Annotated in this window: 14 protein-coding genes; all 14 read right to left on the bottom strand. The window is 35.9% G+C overall.

Annotated elements, in window-relative coordinates:
* Nucleotides 1–7: 7 nt before the first annotated feature.
* Nucleotides 8–1,006, bottom strand: a complete 999-nt coding sequence (locus AC4PID_RS16810) for a LacI family DNA-binding transcriptional regulator (protein WP_492133148.1) — start codon at nt 1,004–1,006, stop codon at nt 8–10.
* A 50-nt stretch (nt 1,007–1,056) separates the two neighbouring features.
* On the bottom strand, nt 1,057–2,142 hold the full coding sequence (locus tag AC4PID_RS16805; protein WP_492133147.1) for an ABC transporter ATP-binding protein: 1,086 nt from the start codon (nt 2,140–2,142) through the stop codon (nt 1,057–1,059).
* 23 nt (nt 2,143–2,165) lie between these two features.
* Nucleotides 2,166–3,059 carry a sugar ABC transporter permease gene (locus AC4PID_RS16800; RefSeq protein WP_492133146.1) on the bottom strand — a complete coding sequence of 298 codons (894 nt, stop codon included), beginning with the start codon at nt 3,057–3,059 and terminating at the stop codon, nt 2,166–2,168.
* Nucleotides 3,059–5,140, bottom strand: a complete 2,082-nt coding sequence (locus AC4PID_RS16795; RefSeq protein WP_492133145.1) for a carbohydrate ABC transporter permease — start codon at nt 5,138–5,140, stop codon at nt 3,059–3,061. Before AC4PID_RS16795 ends, AC4PID_RS16800 begins: the two co-directional genes overlap by 1 nt.
* 13 nt (nt 5,141–5,153) lie before the next feature.
* Nucleotides 5,154–5,615 (bottom strand): hypothetical protein, encoded by a 462-nt coding sequence (locus AC4PID_RS16790; RefSeq protein WP_492133144.1) that lies wholly within the window; start codon nt 5,613–5,615, stop codon nt 5,154–5,156.
* A gap of 148 nt (nt 5,616–5,763) precedes the next feature.
* Entirely contained in the window at nt 5,764–7,107 is a 1,344-nt protein-coding gene (locus AC4PID_RS16785) for a sugar ABC transporter substrate-binding protein (protein WP_492133143.1), read from the bottom strand.
* A gap of 387 nt (nt 7,108–7,494) precedes the next feature.
* Complete coding sequence (locus tag AC4PID_RS16780) at nt 7,495–9,366, bottom strand: ABC transporter ATP-binding protein (RefSeq protein WP_492133142.1); 1,872 nt, start codon at nt 9,364–9,366, stop codon at nt 7,495–7,497.
* Nucleotides 9,363–11,468: an ABC transporter ATP-binding protein gene (locus AC4PID_RS16775; RefSeq protein ID WP_492133141.1), complete on the bottom strand. Its 2,106-nt coding sequence runs from the start codon at nt 11,466–11,468 to the stop codon at nt 9,363–9,365. The genes AC4PID_RS16780 and AC4PID_RS16775 overlap by 4 nt, the downstream gene beginning before the upstream one ends.
* A 34-nt stretch (nt 11,469–11,502) precedes the next feature.
* Nucleotides 11,503–11,946 carry a MarR family winged helix-turn-helix transcriptional regulator gene (locus AC4PID_RS16770; RefSeq protein ID WP_492133140.1) on the bottom strand — a complete coding sequence of 148 codons (444 nt, stop codon included), beginning with the start codon at nt 11,944–11,946 and terminating at the stop codon, nt 11,503–11,505.
* 335 nt (nt 11,947–12,281) lie between these two features.
* Entirely contained in the window at nt 12,282–15,179 is a 2,898-nt protein-coding gene (locus AC4PID_RS16765) for a family 10 glycosylhydrolase (RefSeq protein WP_492133139.1), read from the bottom strand.
* A gap of 205 nt (nt 15,180–15,384) precedes the next feature.
* A complete protein-coding gene (locus AC4PID_RS16760) occupies nt 15,385–15,972 on the bottom strand; it encodes a PI-PLC domain-containing protein (protein WP_492133138.1) in 588 nt (195 codons plus the stop codon).
* 9 nt (nt 15,973–15,981) lie between these two features.
* Nucleotides 15,982–16,692: a glycosyltransferase family 2 protein gene (locus AC4PID_RS16755; RefSeq protein ID WP_492133137.1), complete on the bottom strand. Its 711-nt coding sequence runs from the start codon at nt 16,690–16,692 to the stop codon at nt 15,982–15,984.
* Between the two features lie 53 nt (nt 16,693–16,745).
* Nucleotides 16,746–17,138, bottom strand: a complete 393-nt coding sequence (locus AC4PID_RS16750; RefSeq protein WP_492133136.1) for a GtrA family protein — start codon at nt 17,136–17,138, stop codon at nt 16,746–16,748.
* Entirely contained in the window at nt 17,135–18,778 is a 1,644-nt protein-coding gene (locus tag AC4PID_RS16745; protein ID WP_492133135.1) for an NTP transferase domain-containing protein, read from the bottom strand. The genes AC4PID_RS16750 and AC4PID_RS16745 overlap by 4 nt, the downstream gene beginning before the upstream one ends.
* Nucleotides 18,779–18,783 lie beyond the last annotated feature (5 nt).

Below are 18,783 nucleotides of genomic sequence, written 5' to 3'. Positions count from 1 at the left end.
CCAAACTCTATTTAGTTGATTCTCTCTCGATTAACTCAGTGCCAACAATGTAATGATTTACAGGATTATCAACACCTTCTAAGTGTTTAATTAAAAGCTTAGCAGCATTATAGCCTAAATCCTCAGCCTTAATATCAACTGATGTAAGCGAAGGGATTTGATACTCAGATAGAGGAATATTGTTGAAACCTGTTACCTTCACGTTAAGTTGATGCTCCCTCACATAGTTCAAAACACCAAACCCTAAAAGGTCATCCGTTGTAACGACGGCATGCGGTACTTTTATAGAACAAATTTTGGCCATTGCATTATAACCGTCCTGCTCTGTAAAATCCTTCGCTTCAATAATCAAATCATCCCTAAGATTCAGATTTCGAAGCTCAAGTGAACGCTTATACCCTTCCAAACGATCTTTAGAAAAGATATATTTTTGAGGGCCACCTATAAAAGCGATGTCTTGACAGCCTCTTTGGATTAAGTTATTCACCAAGTTATAGGTTGCTTGAAAATTATCGTTGTCGACCCACATAATATCGTGAATATTATATGGTCTTCCCACAACGACAAATGGAAATGATTCACGATTAAGGTATTCGATACACATATCATTTTCATATGCTGTTAAAAGAATAATCCCATCAACCCATTTTGAGTTAACAAACTCATGTACAAAGTTGAGTTCATCCTCTGGACTTGCACCATAATTGAACATGATTTTATAATTTTTCTTTTGCGCGTATATGCTTATACCACGCATCGCTTGAATAAAGAATGGATTTTTAAAAAGGTTTTCATCTTGATTTGGTATGATTAGCCCGAGCGTTTTTGTAGAAGCATTTGCCAAGTTTCTTGCGATTGCATTTGGTTTATACTTCAACTCATCCATTGCGTCATAGACGATTTTTTTTGTCGCTTCACTTATTCGTGGGCTTTTTGAGATCACCCGCGAGACCGTTGAAGGAGAAACATTTGCGAGCTTAGCTACATCCTTGATTGTTACTGCCATATAATAATCACATCCTTATTCAAAGATTTTATAACTAAATGATTTTATAACTAATTGATTCTTAATCCTGTTTCAGTATCGAAGAAATGAATTGCTTCTACATCAAACCCAAAGCTATGCTCTTCATCCACTGCGTATTTATAATGACCTGGCGTAGAAATGATGATTTCAGAGCCGTTTTCGAGTTTTGCATAAAGAATTTTTTCTTTTCCTAGCATTTCAACTACTTCTATTGTCGCACTAAAAGTATCTCCGAACTCACCACCACTTTCAAAACGTTCAGGTCTAATACCCACTGAAACTGGTTTACCTTCAAAAGCTTCAAGTGATTTTGCATCTACTTTGCTCGGCGTTATATTGATCAATCCATGATTCGCAACAAACTTACCTTTAACGATCTTGCCATCAATGATGTTCATCGTAGGTGAACCTATAAATTTCGCAACAAAGATATTTGCTGGACGATTATAAAACTCATCCGGTTTTCCCGCTTGTTGAATTTTACCATCGTTCATTAATACTATTTTACTTGCCATGGTCATCGCTTCGGTTTGGTCATGAGTAACATAGATTGAAGTTGTTCCTAAAGCTTTGTGTAAGCGAACCAACTCAACACGCATGTGTTCTCTTAGTTTTGCGTCAAGGTTTGACAAAGGTTCGTCCATTAAGAAAACGCTTGGTTTACGTACCATCGCTCTACCTAAAGCGACACGCTGTCTCTGTCCACCAGAAATATCTGAAGGTTTGGAATAAAGGTATTCTTTAATTTGTAAAAGTTCTGCAGCTTCCATAACACGATCATGAATAATATTCTTTCTCTCCTTTCTCATTGAGAGAGAAAAAGCCATATTATCATAAACCGTCATATGGGGATAAAGCGCATATGACTGAAAAACCATCGCAATATCTCTATCTTTAGATGGCACTTTATTCATACGCTTATTGTCAAATAACAAATCTCCTTCTGTTATTGAATTAAGACCTGCAATCATGCGAAGTAGAGTTGTCTTCCCACAACCCGATGGTCCTAGTATAACACAAAAATCTTTGTCTTCTATCTCTAAATTGATGTTTTTTAATGTGAAAGCCTCTCTGCCTTCGTATTTCTTTCCAATATTATTGAGTACGACGTTCATCGAATCCTCCTATACAATCTAAATTATCCTTTAACTGATCCTTGTGATAAACCTGATACCAATTGCTTTTGTAATACGATAAACAAGGCAACGATTGGTACCGCTGTGAGTAAACCACCAGCCGCAAATGCCGGTTGATTTAGTGTTCTAAAGTCATTGATTAAAGTAAACAGACCAGCTGCCAAAGTATATGACTCAGGACTTGTTAACAAAACTCTCGGTAATAGATAATCCATAAATGGACCAATGAACGACCAAAGAGCAATAATTGCAAGCATAGGACGAGCAATCGGCATAATAATCAATCGATATACCTGCATACTTGAGCAGCCATCCATTCTTGCTGCATCATCAAGTTCAGTGGAAATCGAATCGATATAGCCCTTTAATATAAACGTATTACTTGCGATACCGCCACCCGCATAGATGAGGATCAGCATCATCTGTCTTGAGAAAAATGGTGCTACTGACGAAATAACTGAGTGCATTGCATAATATGCAGTAATACCAGCGAATGCCGGGATCGTTTGTATTAACATAATCGCCATTAATGAAGGCTTTCTCCCTTTGAATCGATATCTCGAGTAAGCAAAACCTGTAAAGCTAACAATGATTAATGTCAATACAGCAGTCGTTAATGCGATGAAAATCGTATTTTTCACCCATGAAAAATATAGGGTTTCGTTAAACAAATAATCGAAATGTCTGAGTGAAAACTCAAAATTGCTATTGAGCATAATATACTGTTGTTGTCTGCCGTTAAACGCTGAAACAATCATATCAACCAAAGGTAAAATAATTGCAAGCGCCCATAAACCGAGAACAATATAAGATAAAATCAGCATTACCACACCCATAAAACTGAGTGGTTGTTTATCAGAGAGATAAAGTTTTTCTTTTCTTTTGGATTTTGCCATTACAATCTCTCCTCCTTAAATGCTTTCGAGTTCTTAAATCCAATAAATGCAAAAAGCATTAAACCTGCTGAAATAACAATAGTGATCGCAGCTCCAATGGATTGATATTGATTCTCCATTGTCAATTTGTAGATATATGAAATCAACAAGTCAGTTGTTCCAGCTAAATTGCCATACTTGGATGGATTAAAAGGACCGCCACTATTAAACAAATAGATAATTGAGAAGTTATTAAAATTAAACGTATATTGACCTACTAAAAGTGGTGCAGTTTGGAATAAAACGATTGGTATGGTTATACGCTTTAACTTTTGCCATTCCGTCGCACCGTCAATCTGTGCTGCTTCATATAAATCTCCTGGAATGGCTTGTAGCACACCAGTGGATAGTAAGAACACATAGGAACTTCCTAGCCAAGTTTGTAACATAATAAGTGTAACTCTCGCTAAGAAAGGATCGTTTTTCACTTCAAGATGCACTTTAAATACTCTCTCTATTAACTGTGTAATAGAACCATCTGCTGAAAACATGATACTAAAAAACATTATTGTAATGAAGGCTGGAACTGCCCAAGGTAACAAATAGATCACTCTAAAGAAAGTCTTGCCTTTGATTCTATCATTGTTAGCAATAATTGCTAGCATGAAACCAACTAAAATTGCAAGTGTGGTCGCAGTTAGGGTCCAAATTAGAGTCCATCCTAAAATTGACCAGAAAACAGAACCTGCTAGCCCAGAACCCGTTGCTATTAACTTGTAATTTCCTAAACCAACCCAGTCAAACTTAGACTGGTTTTTAGGATCCATTCCAGTAAATGAAAGTAAGATTGTCGTAGTAATTGGAACCAAAACAATAAATACGATAACGATCAATGCAGGCAATGAAACCAAATATGGGAAGCCATCTTGCTCAATTTTCGTTCTAGTTTCAAACCAGTTTCTTGGTCGTATACCTTTTATCATGTCTTTCTCGACTTTTCTAGCATCAAAGTAAGATAACAAGAACAATGACACAGCAAATATAAGCAAGAAAATAGCGACAATCCCCTCAATCATAAAAATTAATGATCGGTCGGCTTTAGGTCCACCTTTTGCAAGTGATATTAAACCAGCGATCCCCTGACCTTGATAATTACCAAAACCAAGTGCATAAGGAATAGCGATAACATAAATAAATAATGTAGCTAAGAAAAACAATATTGATTTTAAATATTGTTTATTTAAAAGTTGACCTAATCCAGGGAAAATTGCAGTCAATTTAGATACGAACGGATTAGTTCTTTCAATTTCAACAGGTGTTTTTCTTCTTAAATCTGAAATGTTTGACTTTAATACATTTCTTTCTCTTTTGATACCTTTACTTAGGACAAATTTTAAATTTGCTTTTTCTTCTTTTAATGAATATTGATTTGATTCAAATTTCTTTTGACCTAATTCGTCTTTTCTTGTTCTTTTAAGTGCAACAATTCCATTTTTAAGCGCTTTTTCAGAGATTAATCGACTTTTTCGTTTCTCTTTTAAAGCGATTTTTTGTTCTTTTAAATTACTATTTTGCTGAGATTTATAATCATTATAAGATGCTTTTGCTTTAGCTTCTGCATCACTTGATACATTTTTAAGTTGTACATTTACTTCAGTCAAACGATTACGATTCAACTCATAGGTTTCAATTATCTCAGGTAACTGATTTGAGATTATTTTACTTGCTTCATAAGCAAGCTTTGCTTCGTAAGACAAGTTAGTGTAAGATTCATAAAACTTAATTTTTTCGTTTGCATCAAATAGCTGAACCTTCATTTGAAGTGCTTTACGATCGCTTTTAGACTTAATCTCATTTGAATATACTTTTTTCTTGGCATTTAAAGTCTTTAAAAAATTGGCTTCTTCTTTTTTAAATGCTTTAAGTGCAACATTATAAGGATGATTTTTCTTATTTGCTTTGTGTTTTTTAATTAATTCTGCTGCTTGGCTGTCATTTTGAGTAAGACGCTTTTGCAAACGTGCCAGCTCTAGCAAATACTTGTTTTTTCTTTCATATGATGTCCCGATGTCATCATAAAGTAATTCACTATATTTTCCCAAGATCGTCCCACCTTTACTTTGAATTTTTTAACTTGATAACATCCATTAAAGATAGTAACGTTATCACGTTGATTAGATAGCCGACTGCACTTAGATAGAAAAACACTGATCCAAATTGCCTTTCAACTAAGACATAGGCAAGACCGCCTAAATTCAATACTGTCCATATAAATACGAAGAGCTGATTAACACGTATTTTTTTATAAGCATAATAGCTGTATATACCAAAAATAATTGGAACGATTATTTTAAAAAAGTAGATACTTAAGCTTATCGTTACATATGCATTAAAAAGATCATTTAAGTCTGCTTCTATCCCTGAAGCCAAACGCCACTGATCAAATAAATTCAAATCCTTAACACGAATCATAACATCTAAAGATGAAGAAAGAATGATTAATGCGCATGCTGTAAGAAATATATATAATTGCTTTACTGGTAATCTGGGATTCGTATTAACCGAATTTGAATTCATGCTACTTCCTTTCACATAAAAAAATTCTAGAACAGCCTGTTCTTGAATTTTATCATATCATAACTCCTACCTTAATACCCAAGTTGATATTAGGCTATTTTAAGAAAAGAGAAGAAAGGATAAACCTCTCTTCTCTTCATGTGTGTTCTTAGAAGTTTAACATCATTGCTTTGAATGAAGCTTGTACTTCAGCATAAGCAGCTTCTGGTGTAGCTGGTTTTACTGATGCCCAAGATAACACGCCGTTTTTCCAAGTATCCCATACTTGACCCCATTCTGAGAATAATGGTCTAGCAGGAGCATCTTGATAAGAAGCGATTACAGCTGCGATTACAGTTTTATCTGAATCCGATAATGCTGAATTTGCGTAAACTGAAGGATCAACGTTTTCCATGATTTTACCTGTTGCTGTGAAGAAATCAACTGCATAATCAGTATTCATTAATTCTTCGATCATTTTTTGTGCAAGTGCCATTTTGTCTGCATCTTCTTCGATTCTAGCGTTGATTGCAAGACCCCAGCCACCTTTCCAGTGAGCAAGTGGTTGACCGTTAACAGTCACTTGGTTAATTGGTAAAATTGCTAAATCTTGTCCATCGCCAGCTAATGCTGATAAGCTGCCAGTTGACCATGGTCCTTCAAGTCTGATAGAAGTTTGACCACCAGTTGTGAATGCTGTATCCATGTAACCCCATGCAGCGTTTTCATCGAACATTGGTGTGCCAGCTTTATCATGTGCTTGCCAGTAGTTGAATAAAGCAGTAAATAATGCTTGTTTATCTGCTGGTAAGTTAGCCCAATCTTCTGTTAAATCTGAGAAGAATGTACCATCATCATTTTTACCTAACAATTCAATGTCAGCAGCGTTTGTTAAAGCAACGCCGAACCATGCGTTCCAGAAAGGAACTAACATATCTTCAGAATTTAATGTAGTGAATTCAATTGGTTGTGTTAAATCGATTCCAGCAGTAGCTGCATTAGCAGTATTTGCGAAATTGATTAATGTTTCAATGTTCATTGGGAATGCTAAATAATCATCGCCGATTTTGAAGTTACCACCTAAACCAGCTTCGTAATCAGCAAAGCCACCTACGTTTGCTGCCATAGCAGGACCGTCGATTGCAGCTAATACTTGATTATCATTTAAACCGTAAAGTCTATCAGCAGGGATAGCAAATACGTCAGCTACGTCTGTGTTAGAGATATCAGTTTTATCGATTGTATCTAAGTGATCAAAAGAACCTACTTCGATAAAGTCGATTGTTGCATTTGGATTTTCTGCTTTTACTCTATCAGCAGCTGCTTGGTAATACTCTAACCAAGAAGATTCTACTTGAACAGAGATAGTTGCATCAAGACTTGGTGCTTCAGTTGCTTCAGTTGTTTCTGATACTGCTGCTGTTGTTTCTTCCACGACATCATTTTTTGCGCCGCAAGCAGCTAATGAAAACATCATAACCATGATTAGCAATAAACTTACTAACTTTTTCATTTTCATCCTCCTACATCTCCCATTAAATCACTTTGCCATTTAGGCATTTTTAGTAATTGAGCTCATTTTTTATCATAAATCGTGTCACACAATGTGCATGCGTTTGCACAAAATGTATAAAAAAATAACCTCAATTACGCTCATTATACAACGTTATTGATTTTCTGGCAATATTTTATTCATGTTTTTCTAATCTTTTCTTAACTATTCGTGCAACCGATAGCACGATTGTATGATTATAGAAACACGACTCTTATCATTTTTACCCATTTATCATTTTTTATATCATTTTTTCATTTTTTACAAAATAGAAGCTGTTGCTCATCTAAATTAATTAGATTAACAACAGCTTCACTTATATTACCTATCTCAGTTTACTTTTTTAAATTAACTCGCTGCTTCAGTTTCAAATTGACTGTTATATAGATCTGCATAGAAACCGTTACGTGCAAGCAATTCAGTATGCGTCCCCTGTTCAACAATATCGCCATGATTCATAACCAAAATCATATCCGCATCTCTAATGGTTGAAAGTCTATGTGCAATAATAAAGCTTGTGCGATTTTCCATCAAACGATTCATCGCCTGTTGAATTTGAACTTCAGTTCTTGTATCTACGGAGCTTGTCGCTTCATCCAAAATCAATAGCTTAGGATCAGATAAAAATGCTCTTGCAATTGTTATCAACTGTTTTTGGCCTTGCGATACATTACTTGCTTCCTCATTGAGAATCATGTTATAGCCACCTGGTAGCATATGGACAAAACTGTCAACATGAGCTGCCTTTGCAGCTGCAATGACTTCTTCATCCGTTGCATTTAGATTACCATATCGAATATTCTCCATAATTGTACCATTATAAAGCCATGCGTCCTGAAGAACCATACCAAACTGATCTCTTAAATCATAACGTTTGAAATCTCTAATTTCTTTTCCGTCAAGTAGGATTTTACCAGATTGAATATCGTAAAAACGCATCAATAATTTGACCATTGTTGTTTTACCAGCACCAGTCGGACCAACGATAGCAACCTTTTGACCTTTTTCTACTTTTACAGAAAAATCATTAATGATTGTTTGATTTTCGTTATAACCAAAGTGTACATTTCTAAACTCTACAACACCATCGATATTAGAAGCATTAACAGGATTTTCAGTATCCACGAGTTCTTCTCCCTCATCTAAGAATTCGAAAACTCTTTCTGCAGCAGCTGCAGTTTGTTGAAGTACGTTAGAAATATTGGCAAGCTGTGAAATTGGCTGTGTGAAGTTTCTTACATATTGAATGAATGCTTGAATGTCCCCTACTTCGATGGCTTGCTTTGCAGCTAAAGAACCACCCAGTACACACACTGCAACATAGCCCATATTACCAACGATATTGATCATTGGCATCATAATTGATGATAAGAATTGTGATTTCCAAGCGGTTTTATAGAGTGCGTCATTATAAGTTTCAAACTGTTCGATACTCTTTTTCTCACCATTAAAAGCTTTAATTATGGTATGACCGCCAAACATTTCTTCTATATGACCATTAACATGACCTAATTGTTTTTGCTGTTCTTTAAAGTACTTTTGAGATTGCTTAACGATCATCATAACCAAGAACATGGAAATTGGTATAATCGCTAAAGCAACAAGAGTCATCAAACCACTGATACTGATCATCATTGCAAGAACACCAAGTACTTGTGTCGCTGAAGTGATGATCTGAGTCATATTCTGATTTAGTGTTGTACTAACTGTATCTACGTCATTCGTAATTCTTGAAAGGACTTCACCATGGTTGGTATCATCATAATATTTAAGTGGAATTCGGTTAATTTTCTCACTGATATCGCGACGCATATTATAGCTGACCTTCATTGCAACGCCAGTCATTATAAATCCTTGAATATAGGATAACAAAGCACTTAGACCATATAATCCGACCAAAGTCAGGATGATGCCACCAATGTAGCCAAAGTCGATGCCAGCACCTGTTCCGGTTACTTTTGATAATATACCTTCAAAGATTTTCGTCGTAGCCTTACCCAAAAGTTTAGGTCCTACTATACCAAACGTTGTACTGCCAATAGCAAAAATAATAACAACAATAATTCTTAATTTATATTCACTCAAATAATTTAACAAACGTTTTATCGTACCTTTAAAGTCCTTTGCCTTCGCTCCGCCCATCATAGCACCATGAGGACCACCAAAGCCTGGACCCCTTCTACCTTGAGAAGGTTTCATATCTTTATTTTTTTCACTCATGACAATTCCTCCATGCTAAGTTGAGAAAGTGCGATTTCTTGGTAAGTTTTACAAGATTGCATTAACTCAGTGTGTGTACCAACACCAACTAATTTCCCTTCATCTAATACGAGTATTTGATCCGCATTTTTAATCGTTGCAATACGTTGAGCGACTAAAATTACGGTTGCATTATCCGTTTTTTGTTTTAAAGCACTTCTTAAAGCAACATCTGTTTTATAATCTAGAGCAGAGAAAGTATCGTCGAAGATATAAATCTTTGGCTTTTTAACAATTGCACGTGCAATTGAAAGTCTCTGTTTTTGTCCACCAGAGACATTGCCACCACTTTGTGAAATTGGAGCATCTATACCTTCAGGTTTTTCAGTAACAAACTCAGTTGCTTGAGCAATGTCAAGTGAGTCTTCTAAATTGGTCATACTTGCAGCTTCATCAGCAAATAGTAAGTTGGATTTAATCGTTCCGCTGAATAGTGAAGCTTTTTGTGGTGCATATCCAATAATCGCTCGAAGATCAGACTGATTAAGCTCATTCACAGGTACACCATCTACTAATACTTGACCTTCCGTTACATCATAAAATCTTGGTATCAAATTAATTAGTGTTGTCTTCCCAGAACCTGTCGAACCAATGATAGCAGTCATTTTACCCGCTTCTGCTTTAAAAGATACATCTTTGATCATGTTTTCTTCTGCGCCATGGAACTTAAAGGATACATTTTTAAACTCAACTTCACCTTTACCATTTTTATTGATAGCCTTAGGTTGTTTTGGATCTAAAATTGTCAATTCTGTTTCAAGCACTTCAGCCACACGACCAGCACTTACCGATGCTCTTGGAATCATGATAAACATCATCGATAGCATTAAGAACGACATAATAATTTGAATTGCGTATTGCATAAATGCCATCATATCACCGACTTGCATAGTTGCATCAGCAATTTGATGTGCACCAATCCAAACAATAGTAAGCGTTACACCATTCATGATTAACATCATTACAGGGAACATAAATGCCATTGTTCTACCAACAAAGAGGTTTGTTTTTGTCAAATCTTGATTGGCTTTATCGAAACGGTTTTCCTCAAATGATTGGGTATTAAATGCCCTTACAACCATCATACCTGTAAGATTTTCTCTTACTACCAAGTTAAGCTTATCCACCATTTTTTGAATCGCTTTGAATTTTGGTAATGCAATTGAAAATACGACCACGATAAATCCAAGCAAAATGATAACAGCAATTGCAATTATCCAAGACATACTTGAACTTTTATCAAGTGCTCTAATAACACCACCCACTCCCATAAGTGGCGCGTAGAATACCATTCTAATCATCATAACCAAAAGCGTTTGAATTTGTGTAATATCGTTTGTACTTCTCGTAATTAATGAAGCCGTAGAAAACTTATCAAACTCTGCATTCGAAAAGCTCTCAACTTTAGTAAAGACCGCTCTTCTGAGATTACGGCCAACGCCAGCTGCTACTCTAGCTGCAATTAAGCCAACAGAAATTGAAGCAAGTGCACCTAACAGTGAAATAAGTAGCATTATGCCGCCCATTTTTAATATATAGTTCTTTTGAATTTGAGCGACATCAAGACCTAAATTTTCTGAGTACTTAATATTAGCATCTTGACCCATTTGAACTATTAAAGCGTCTTCAAGATTAGATAAATCTATCTCTTTACCGCCCATTTTCGCCCCAATTTCAACCATGTTTTTTGACATGATCAATTCAAGTTGATCTGCATCAACAACTTTATCTTTATTTAAGACATAAATGTCTGCACCATTAAGGTTGGTATATCGATCAGCATAATCTGCATATTCAGTTTGATCACTTTTAACCAGATCATACGCTTCTGTAACAATTTCACGATCTTCCGTTGACATGAATAACAGAATATTACCAAGATCAGATGCAGTAAAAACCTCCGGTGTCGCGGAATCCATACCACTACTTTGAATACCGACATTTACAATATTAGACATATAGTCTGGCAAAGCAAGATCCGCCTGTGCTTGACCATATAAAAGCGCTACGGCTAACAGAATTAGCAACGTAAACGGCTTTAAGAACTTTATTAACTTTGTCATAGATTGTCTCCTCTTTTATTCGTTCTTGCTAAGCTTAAAGATCTTTCGACTCTTCGACCAAACGCTCTAATATATCAAGCGCTTCAAGTATTTTGTCAATTTCTTCATCTGTAGCTAAATTAAGTGTTTTATCCCAACGGTGATTCATTTTAGAAAATGAATGTGTTGAGTTCTTCTTAAAATCCTCTGTTAATTTGACTAAGATCACTCTACCATCTGTCTCACTTTTCTCACGATAGACAATGTTATCGCGTTCAAGACGATCTAGAATGCCTGATACAGTGCTCATAGATAACCCCATATGTTGCGAAATTTCACTTATTTTTAGTGGTCCCATTCTAAACAACAACCCAACAACCATACCTTGTGGGCCAGTTAGATTGACGTTCTTGAATATCCTGCTCATGTTGCCATGCAAAGACTCTTTAAGTCTTTTAACTCTTTTCATGACTTCATAACCACGTTCAAAAGGGTCCATATCTGTCACTCCTCTCATCAATAACTAAGTTTATTTATGACAATTTTCTACTCCATAAAGATAAACCATTCTCATAAATGCACTTGGTCTAATTATCTAATTCTTATATTTAAATTACTTCGCATACGATACTTCGCATACGATACTTCGTGCACGAAACTTCGTGTACGAAATATATGTTACTCTATTTATCAATCCCTGTAAATAGCGATTTGATAATAGATTTCAAATATTATGTGAACAAATTGTGACGACCATTTTAAACAAAAAAACAAACACCAAGATTGTCATTTTCAATCTTGGTGTTTTAATTAGTCGTACGTTACTTATAGTACCTATTCACCACTAAAATACGAAACAATAGCCTCGCTTAAAGCCTTTGCAAATCGCATCTGTTCATTTGAACTACTGAGCACTTGAAAATCTACTGGGCTCGGCATAAATCCAGTTTCGATTAGGACTGAAGGCGTCCATGTATTTCTAACAATATAGAAATTCATATTTTTCACACCCCTATTATATAAATCAAACTCAGAATCAATTGCCTGAGACAGCTTATTTGCCAATGATTTAGATAAGATTTCTTTATAATATACTGTAAAGCCGCTAATTTTAGTTAAGTCAGAAGTATCTTCAAGACTATCTGCATGTATCGAAATCATTAAATCTGGATTCAATGTCATGGACTGATTTAATCGCTTGTCTAAGCTGACATAATCATCCGTGCTACGTGTTAATACAACCGTTGCACCATTTGCAATCAGTTCGTCTTCCAACTTTTTAACGATATTTAAAGTCACCGTTTTTTCTGGATAATCATAGCCTAGAAGACCGATTGCACCAGTATCGCTACCACCATGCCCAGCATCTAATAAAATGACAGCACCTTTTAATGGTAAGCTTCCTTTTGCTATAAATTTTGATTTTAAAGTAACGATCACTTGAGTACCAGATACTTCTAAATTATGCCCTGAAAAGACTTTAGTATCCTTTAAACTAAGTTCATATACAGTTTTATCTTGATCCGTCTTTACTAAAGCTGAGGCAATCATACTATTAGATTTTAAAGGTATCTGACGTGAAGTACTTATTTTATTAAATGTTATTTTTAATTTATCACCATCAAACTCTGCAGAGGCAATTGGTAAATTTGAAAAGTCAAAAGTTAACGTCTCGCTTCGATCTGACACTAAGTTGCTGATTGATTTTAACTGTACATATGGCATCTTCTGATCTTTTAAATCAACTGATTTTGATTTAACCCAGATGCCCGATGACAAGCGAATATAGTCACCATTTATACCTGTTACTAGATCTGTCATACCATTTTGCAAGATATAATGCGCCCCATTAGAAGCAGTTGCTGATTGGTAAGAATCAACGTTCGAAGCATTTACAGTCGCTGTAAATGGTGCATTTTTCATTACAACTCTCACGCTAACATTACCCGTTTGTGTATTTGTAACACCATTGTAGTTCATAGTATAAATTGGTTTTCCATAATCAACGATTCTTGCTGAACCCGTTTGAGTGGGCACTTTAATTTTTAATGAATATGAAGTTGCATACATTTTGCTACTACTATTTTTAGTAGTAGTAGGCGTTAGCGTATATGTTTTACCACCTAATGTGGCGGTGACAGTAGAACCAATTGGTGCTCTACAGTAGAACTTAAATTCCTCTTCCTCATTAATCATCGTTGCAGTTTGTGGCCATGTAGATCCAGTAATAATCTCAGCCTTTGTCATAGGAGAAGCTAGTGTAGTGCCAACCTTAGTGATAACACGTGTTGCAGTTGTGCCCTCTTGCGAAACGACGAACGTGTTTTTACCTGATTTCAAAGTGACATATTTACCAAAATAGCCATCCTTTGTTCTAATAATTACTTCTTCGCCGTTAATGTAAAGTGGTAGATTTGGATTAGAAGCACCGCCAATAAAGTAATAGTTACTGGTCGTAGAAACATCTTTCACTGGGCGTCCTATAGTTAATTTTGTGTTTGCAGCTACTTTATCCAAAGTACCGTTATAATATTCTGTAAGCAAAGCACTTAGTGAGGGAGATGATTTAAAAAACGCATATCTAAAAAATATACTACCATTCACTGCATCGAAAGTTTCATTCAACTGAAGTTGTCTAGCGATTTCATCAACGCCATACCAAGGACTAGATATGCTCTTATCACCCGTACGATATGCCGCATGTCCAATATATAGATGGACATCGGTACCATCTACAACATCTGACCACCATTTTACTAATTTCGAGTAATCTGCTACAGAATAACCGATTTCCCAATAAAGCTGTGGTGCAATATAGTCAATCCACTCTTCTTCAACCCATTTTTTTGTATCTGCATACTGGTTGAAATATGATTCAAATCCACTCGTATCACTACCACCTGATTTATTTTTTGCATTAGCCCAAATACCAAATGGACTAATTCCAAATTGTATCGATGGATTCTTTGATTCTATTAACGATTTAACTTCTTTAATAAGTTGATCGACATTGTTTCTGCGCCAATCTGCTTTAGAGCTAAAGCTAGAACCATATTTAGTATATGTTTTATCATCATTAAACGTTGTGCTTGGGTAAAAATAATCATCGAAATGTATACCATCTACATCGTATTTAGTAATTAGCTCATTGATACTATCCACTAGATATTTTCTAACCTCAGGTTTCCCTGGATCGAAATACAAATTACCGTCAGTATGCTCAACAACCCAATCCGGGTGTAACTTTGCTGGATGATTGTACGCAAGTGAAGCGTAATCAAAAGAAGGATCCGATGCATTTTTACGTGTAATGCGATATGGATTAATCCAAGCGTGTAGCTCTAAACCTCTTTTGTGCGCCTCGTCTATCCAAAATTTTAAAGGATCAAATCCACCAGTAGGCGCTGTCCCTTGTTTACCTGTTAAATATTTTGACCAAGGAAAATAAGCCGATGCATAGATTGCATCACCAGCAGGTCTTACTTGTAACACAATGGCATTCAATCCCATACTTTGTGCTTTATCTAAAATTTCAATCGCTTCTTTTTTTAACGTATCTGCGCTTGTCGTCGCTTTAGTTGGGTAGTCCAAATTTAGGACAGTTGCAACCCAAAGCCCTTTGAAGGATGTATCAATTTCATTTTTTTGCGTAACCGTTAAGCCATCTGCGAAACTCAATGACAACGTTAATAATAATACTACAGTTAACAATAGGCTAATTTTTGTCTTCATATTCTGCCCTCCACTACCTAACTTTGACTCTATTTTATCTGAATTAGTTCCTTTTGCAATGCACTTTAACAATACTTAATCCTACTGTAATAAAGTATTCATATTACAACTTTTCAAACCTTTTTAAATCAAAAAAATACCCCCTATTGTCATACATGCAAAAGGGGATAATCGATTATAAATTTCTTTAAGATCAATATAAGTTCTATTTCCATCTCTCAATATTATATCGCTTCGTACAAATTGCATCCCACTCAATCGCTTCAACAAACGACTGTTGCTTATAAGCTTCAATATCTTCAGGTCTGCCTTGAAGCTCTGGTGAAACAAGACAAAGTTTATAGCCAAGTGCCTTTAATTCTAGAAAGATTTCATGATTGATTGGTAGTTTGGTAAAGCAATCCACCCAAACCCAGTCCACTTTTCCAGCCATGGTTCTTATGGTATCTAGACCTTCAAACTCAGAATACCTTAGAGCGACTTGTCTTTCGCCTTGATTAGCAAGAAGAAAGATCATTGGAAAAGAAGAATCTAGAAAAAAATAGTCCTTTATCTGAAATTGATCCAGTAAAGTTTTAATTTTATGCTCAATACGCTCGCTCTTAATGTTTAAAATCATTGTGCCATGGTGATATTCTTTTAAATAATCCTCAAATCGATCCCCTGTGCTAAAGGGATCATGAGATAGTATCAACTCTCCGCCCTCATCGCGTAAATCGATCTCCACGCCATACTCATAAGGTAGCTGTTTAAGTTCTTCAACCGTATTAACTCTATGACTGATAAAATGCATATGTTCTCCTTATCGTTCCTTTCTATTAATGCTACGTTTGAGTTCTTTACTAAATGCAGTCGTTCTCTTGATGAACTTCCATTTTGACTTAAACGTCGCATCATTCCATTTAGAAACGCCATGAACTCTTTCAGTAAATCTAACATCAAAACGAAGAATGGGAAGCTGTTTTGTTTTTGCCATCACATAAAGATACAAATCCAGAGAAAAATCCTTTGGCACCTCCGTCAAATCGTCGAAGAATGTTTTAGGAAATACATTCGGCTGCGCATTAATATCCCATAGCCTATTTTTAAAATAAACCGTTTCAAATAAGCTCATGCCAACGGTGAAAAAAACATCAAAAAAAGGTCTACCCTTTCTATTTCCTTTAATGTATTTCGGCGTTTGATCAATTCTATCGTAAGCAATACTCACATCATTTGGATCCGTCTGCATATCTGCGTGTGTAAAGCCGATATAGTCACTCTGACACGTTTTTAAACCCGAGACGATGCCAAAGCCATACCCTTGATTCACCTCTACGGTTACCTTTCGGGCAAATGTATATCTTGGTAATAACGCATCCATTAGCTCTGCACTACCATCTGTAGAACCGTTATCCACTAAAACGACTTCGATGTTTCTATTGCCTATCACCTGATCAAATCTTGCTAAGATCAATGGTATATTGTCTTTCTCATTATAACAAGGGACTACTATTGATAAACTCTTGTTCATATAACCTCACAGCCTATATTTCTTATTTTATATGATTAACTTACATGATCTACTTAAACGGTCTTCTTAAATACCCAGAATTTTTGTCCCAAGTAATTGCAAACGATTGTGACGAACGTCGCTGCAATAAAGCCCAGAATCGCCCAACCAGAGATATTTAACACAACCTTATTAACGATTATATTGAAACAGAAAGTCGTTAGATAAAGGATACTGAATTTTGCAAACGAACGAGTAACAGAGTGCGATTTACCACCCTCGAACGTCCATAGTCGATTGATCAAATATGCGACAATTGCACCGCTAATATACGAGATGCCTTTGCTAACGGATGGTGAAATCAACAGCATCTTAAATAAAAGAAAATAGATTAGAAAGTCCGTAAATACTGCACTTCCGCCCGATATTAAATATCTTACGCCTTCATGTTTTAGCAAATTTCTCATAGATTTTCCTGCTGAAATGTATTAAATTGCTTCTTCAAGTCTTCTAATCGATCTGGGTTCACAAAAGGATCCCGTTCAAGTTCATAAGGATGAAACTGAGCTTTTGAAAAGAAGCTTTGCCAATAAACAAAAGTTTTATAATCGTTCGGAGTGCCCCAACTTTCATAAAGGCAGTCGAGCGCACTTCCTTTCAAGTCCAACTCACCTAAAATGCCCATGATTGAGTCGATGTAAAATTCATTATTGACTCTAATGTTGTTTGCCTTTATATACTCGACACCACGAATAAAATCACTCGCCTTTTTAAAATAAAAGGCACCCACGATGGCATGCTCATTCATCGGTTCATCGGTCATTGGCTTTTTAACAGAACAGCCATTGATATAGCCATTTGCACCAACTGAAACATAGCCATATCCATTTGGATTTTTGCCCACAGTAGGATTATTTCTAAAGGTCAAACAAATTACATCACAATTTGGATCATTTAGTTGCACTTCGTATTCGACTTGATTGATAAGCAGTCCATTGTCACAAGCTGCAATCATTAGCGGTGAGTTCATAATTGCTTCATCTACACCTAAAGCAGCTGTAATTGCTTGTCCTTCAGTGACATGATCAAGGATCATCACTTTTGGATTTGGCGTTTCATTTAAAAGGAGTTGGTCGATGCCATAAGCATCACAATGCGACTGTAAAACGATAAAACGGCTAACATCAGACTTCGGATAACTATCGAAGGCTTGGATAATCATAGGCTTACCAGATACCTCAATCATCGGCTTTGGCGTGATATAGCCTTCATTTTTAAAACGGCTGCCTTCTCCAGCTAGCGGAATCAAATTAACCGTGTTTTGATCTGGCGCAGAAAAAGGTACATGCGTTACCAGTTTTTTAAAATACTCAGAGTGATAATTGTATTCTGCCACATCCTCTGGTGTTCCCCACTGCAACATATGCTGAATTTCATAGATGGAAACCTTTAAACCATCTTCTATTAAAAGATTATAAACCACTGAAACGTAATACTCACCATTCAAATCAAGCGCTCTTTCGACGGTACGATCTAGATAGCGTTTCATAATTGAACCAGATTTAAAATAATAAGTCCCAGAAGAAGCATATTCAGACATGCGGTCGTCTGTAAACGGTTTCTTTTCTTGAATTTCTAGCATCCATTGATTGTCATCACGCATAAAAGCATAATTGGTTGTTCCTAGCATATGCGGATGAAAGCCCTTATATGCAGGAATCGCACCATCAGCACCTCTATTGCGCGTGTGTGCTAAGAAATCATCATAATCCCAGTATGCTCCGAAATCACAATAATTTACGATTACTTCTTCAGAATCATCTATCAAATCATAAACCTGTTGCACCGCATGAATCGGTCCAAGTTTATGAGGCTCAATACCAACTATTTTACCCTTAGGTGCAACTTTATTTAAAACCGTACGCATATCCGTATTTTCAAGATGGTCATTGGCACAAATAAAGATAAAATCATTTTCACCGGGAAACAAATCCACAACGTGTTCTATAATTGGCTTACCATCCATCACAATTAAGGGTTTAGGTTCCTTGTAGCCTTGATTGATAAATCTCTGTCCTCTTCCGGACATAGGAATTACGATTTTCATATCCG

This window comes from Fusibacter sp. QWL-12 (assembly GCF_058683495.1).
This window is presented reverse-complemented; position numbering and strand designations above follow the sequence as displayed.

Coding starts and splice junctions, on each gene's coding strand:
- AC4PID_RS16810 (WP_492133148.1), bottom strand. CDS start 1,006: ATGGCAGTAACAATCAAGGATGTAGCTAAGCTCGCAAATGTTTCTCCT.
- AC4PID_RS16805 (WP_492133147.1), bottom strand. CDS start 2,142: ATGAACGTCGTACTCAATAATATTGGAAAGAAATACGAAGGCAGAGAG.
- AC4PID_RS16800 (WP_492133146.1), bottom strand. CDS start 3,059: ATGGCAAAATCCAAAAGAAAAGAAAAACTTTATCTCTCTGATAAACAA.
- AC4PID_RS16790 (WP_492133144.1), bottom strand. CDS start 5,615: ATGAATTCAAATTCGGTTAATACGAATCCCAGATTACCAGTAAAGCAA.
- AC4PID_RS16785 (WP_492133143.1), bottom strand. CDS start 7,107: ATGAAAAAGTTAGTAAGTTTATTGCTAATCATGGTTATGATGTTTTCA.
- AC4PID_RS16780 (WP_492133142.1), bottom strand. CDS start 9,366: ATGAGTGAAAAAAATAAAGATATGAAACCTTCTCAAGGTAGAAGGGGT.
- AC4PID_RS16775 (WP_492133141.1), bottom strand. CDS start 11,468: ATGACAAAGTTAATAAAGTTCTTAAAGCCGTTTACGTTGCTAATTCTG.
- AC4PID_RS16770 (WP_492133140.1), bottom strand. CDS start 11,946: ATGGACCCTTTTGAACGTGGTTATGAAGTCATGAAAAGAGTTAAAAGA.
- AC4PID_RS16765 (WP_492133139.1), bottom strand. CDS start 15,179: ATGAAGACAAAAATTAGCCTATTGTTAACTGTAGTATTATTATTAACG.
- AC4PID_RS16760 (WP_492133138.1), bottom strand. CDS start 15,972: ATGCATTTTATCAGTCATAGAGTTAATACGGTTGAAGAACTTAAACAG.
- AC4PID_RS16755 (WP_492133137.1), bottom strand. CDS start 16,692: ATGAACAAGAGTTTATCAATAGTAGTCCCTTGTTATAATGAGAAAGAC.
- AC4PID_RS16750 (WP_492133136.1), bottom strand. CDS start 17,138: ATGAGAAATTTGCTAAAACATGAAGGCGTAAGATATTTAATATCGGGC.
- AC4PID_RS16745 (WP_492133135.1), bottom strand. CDS start 18,778: ATGAAAATCGTAATTCCTATGTCCGGAAGAGGACAGAGATTTATCAAT.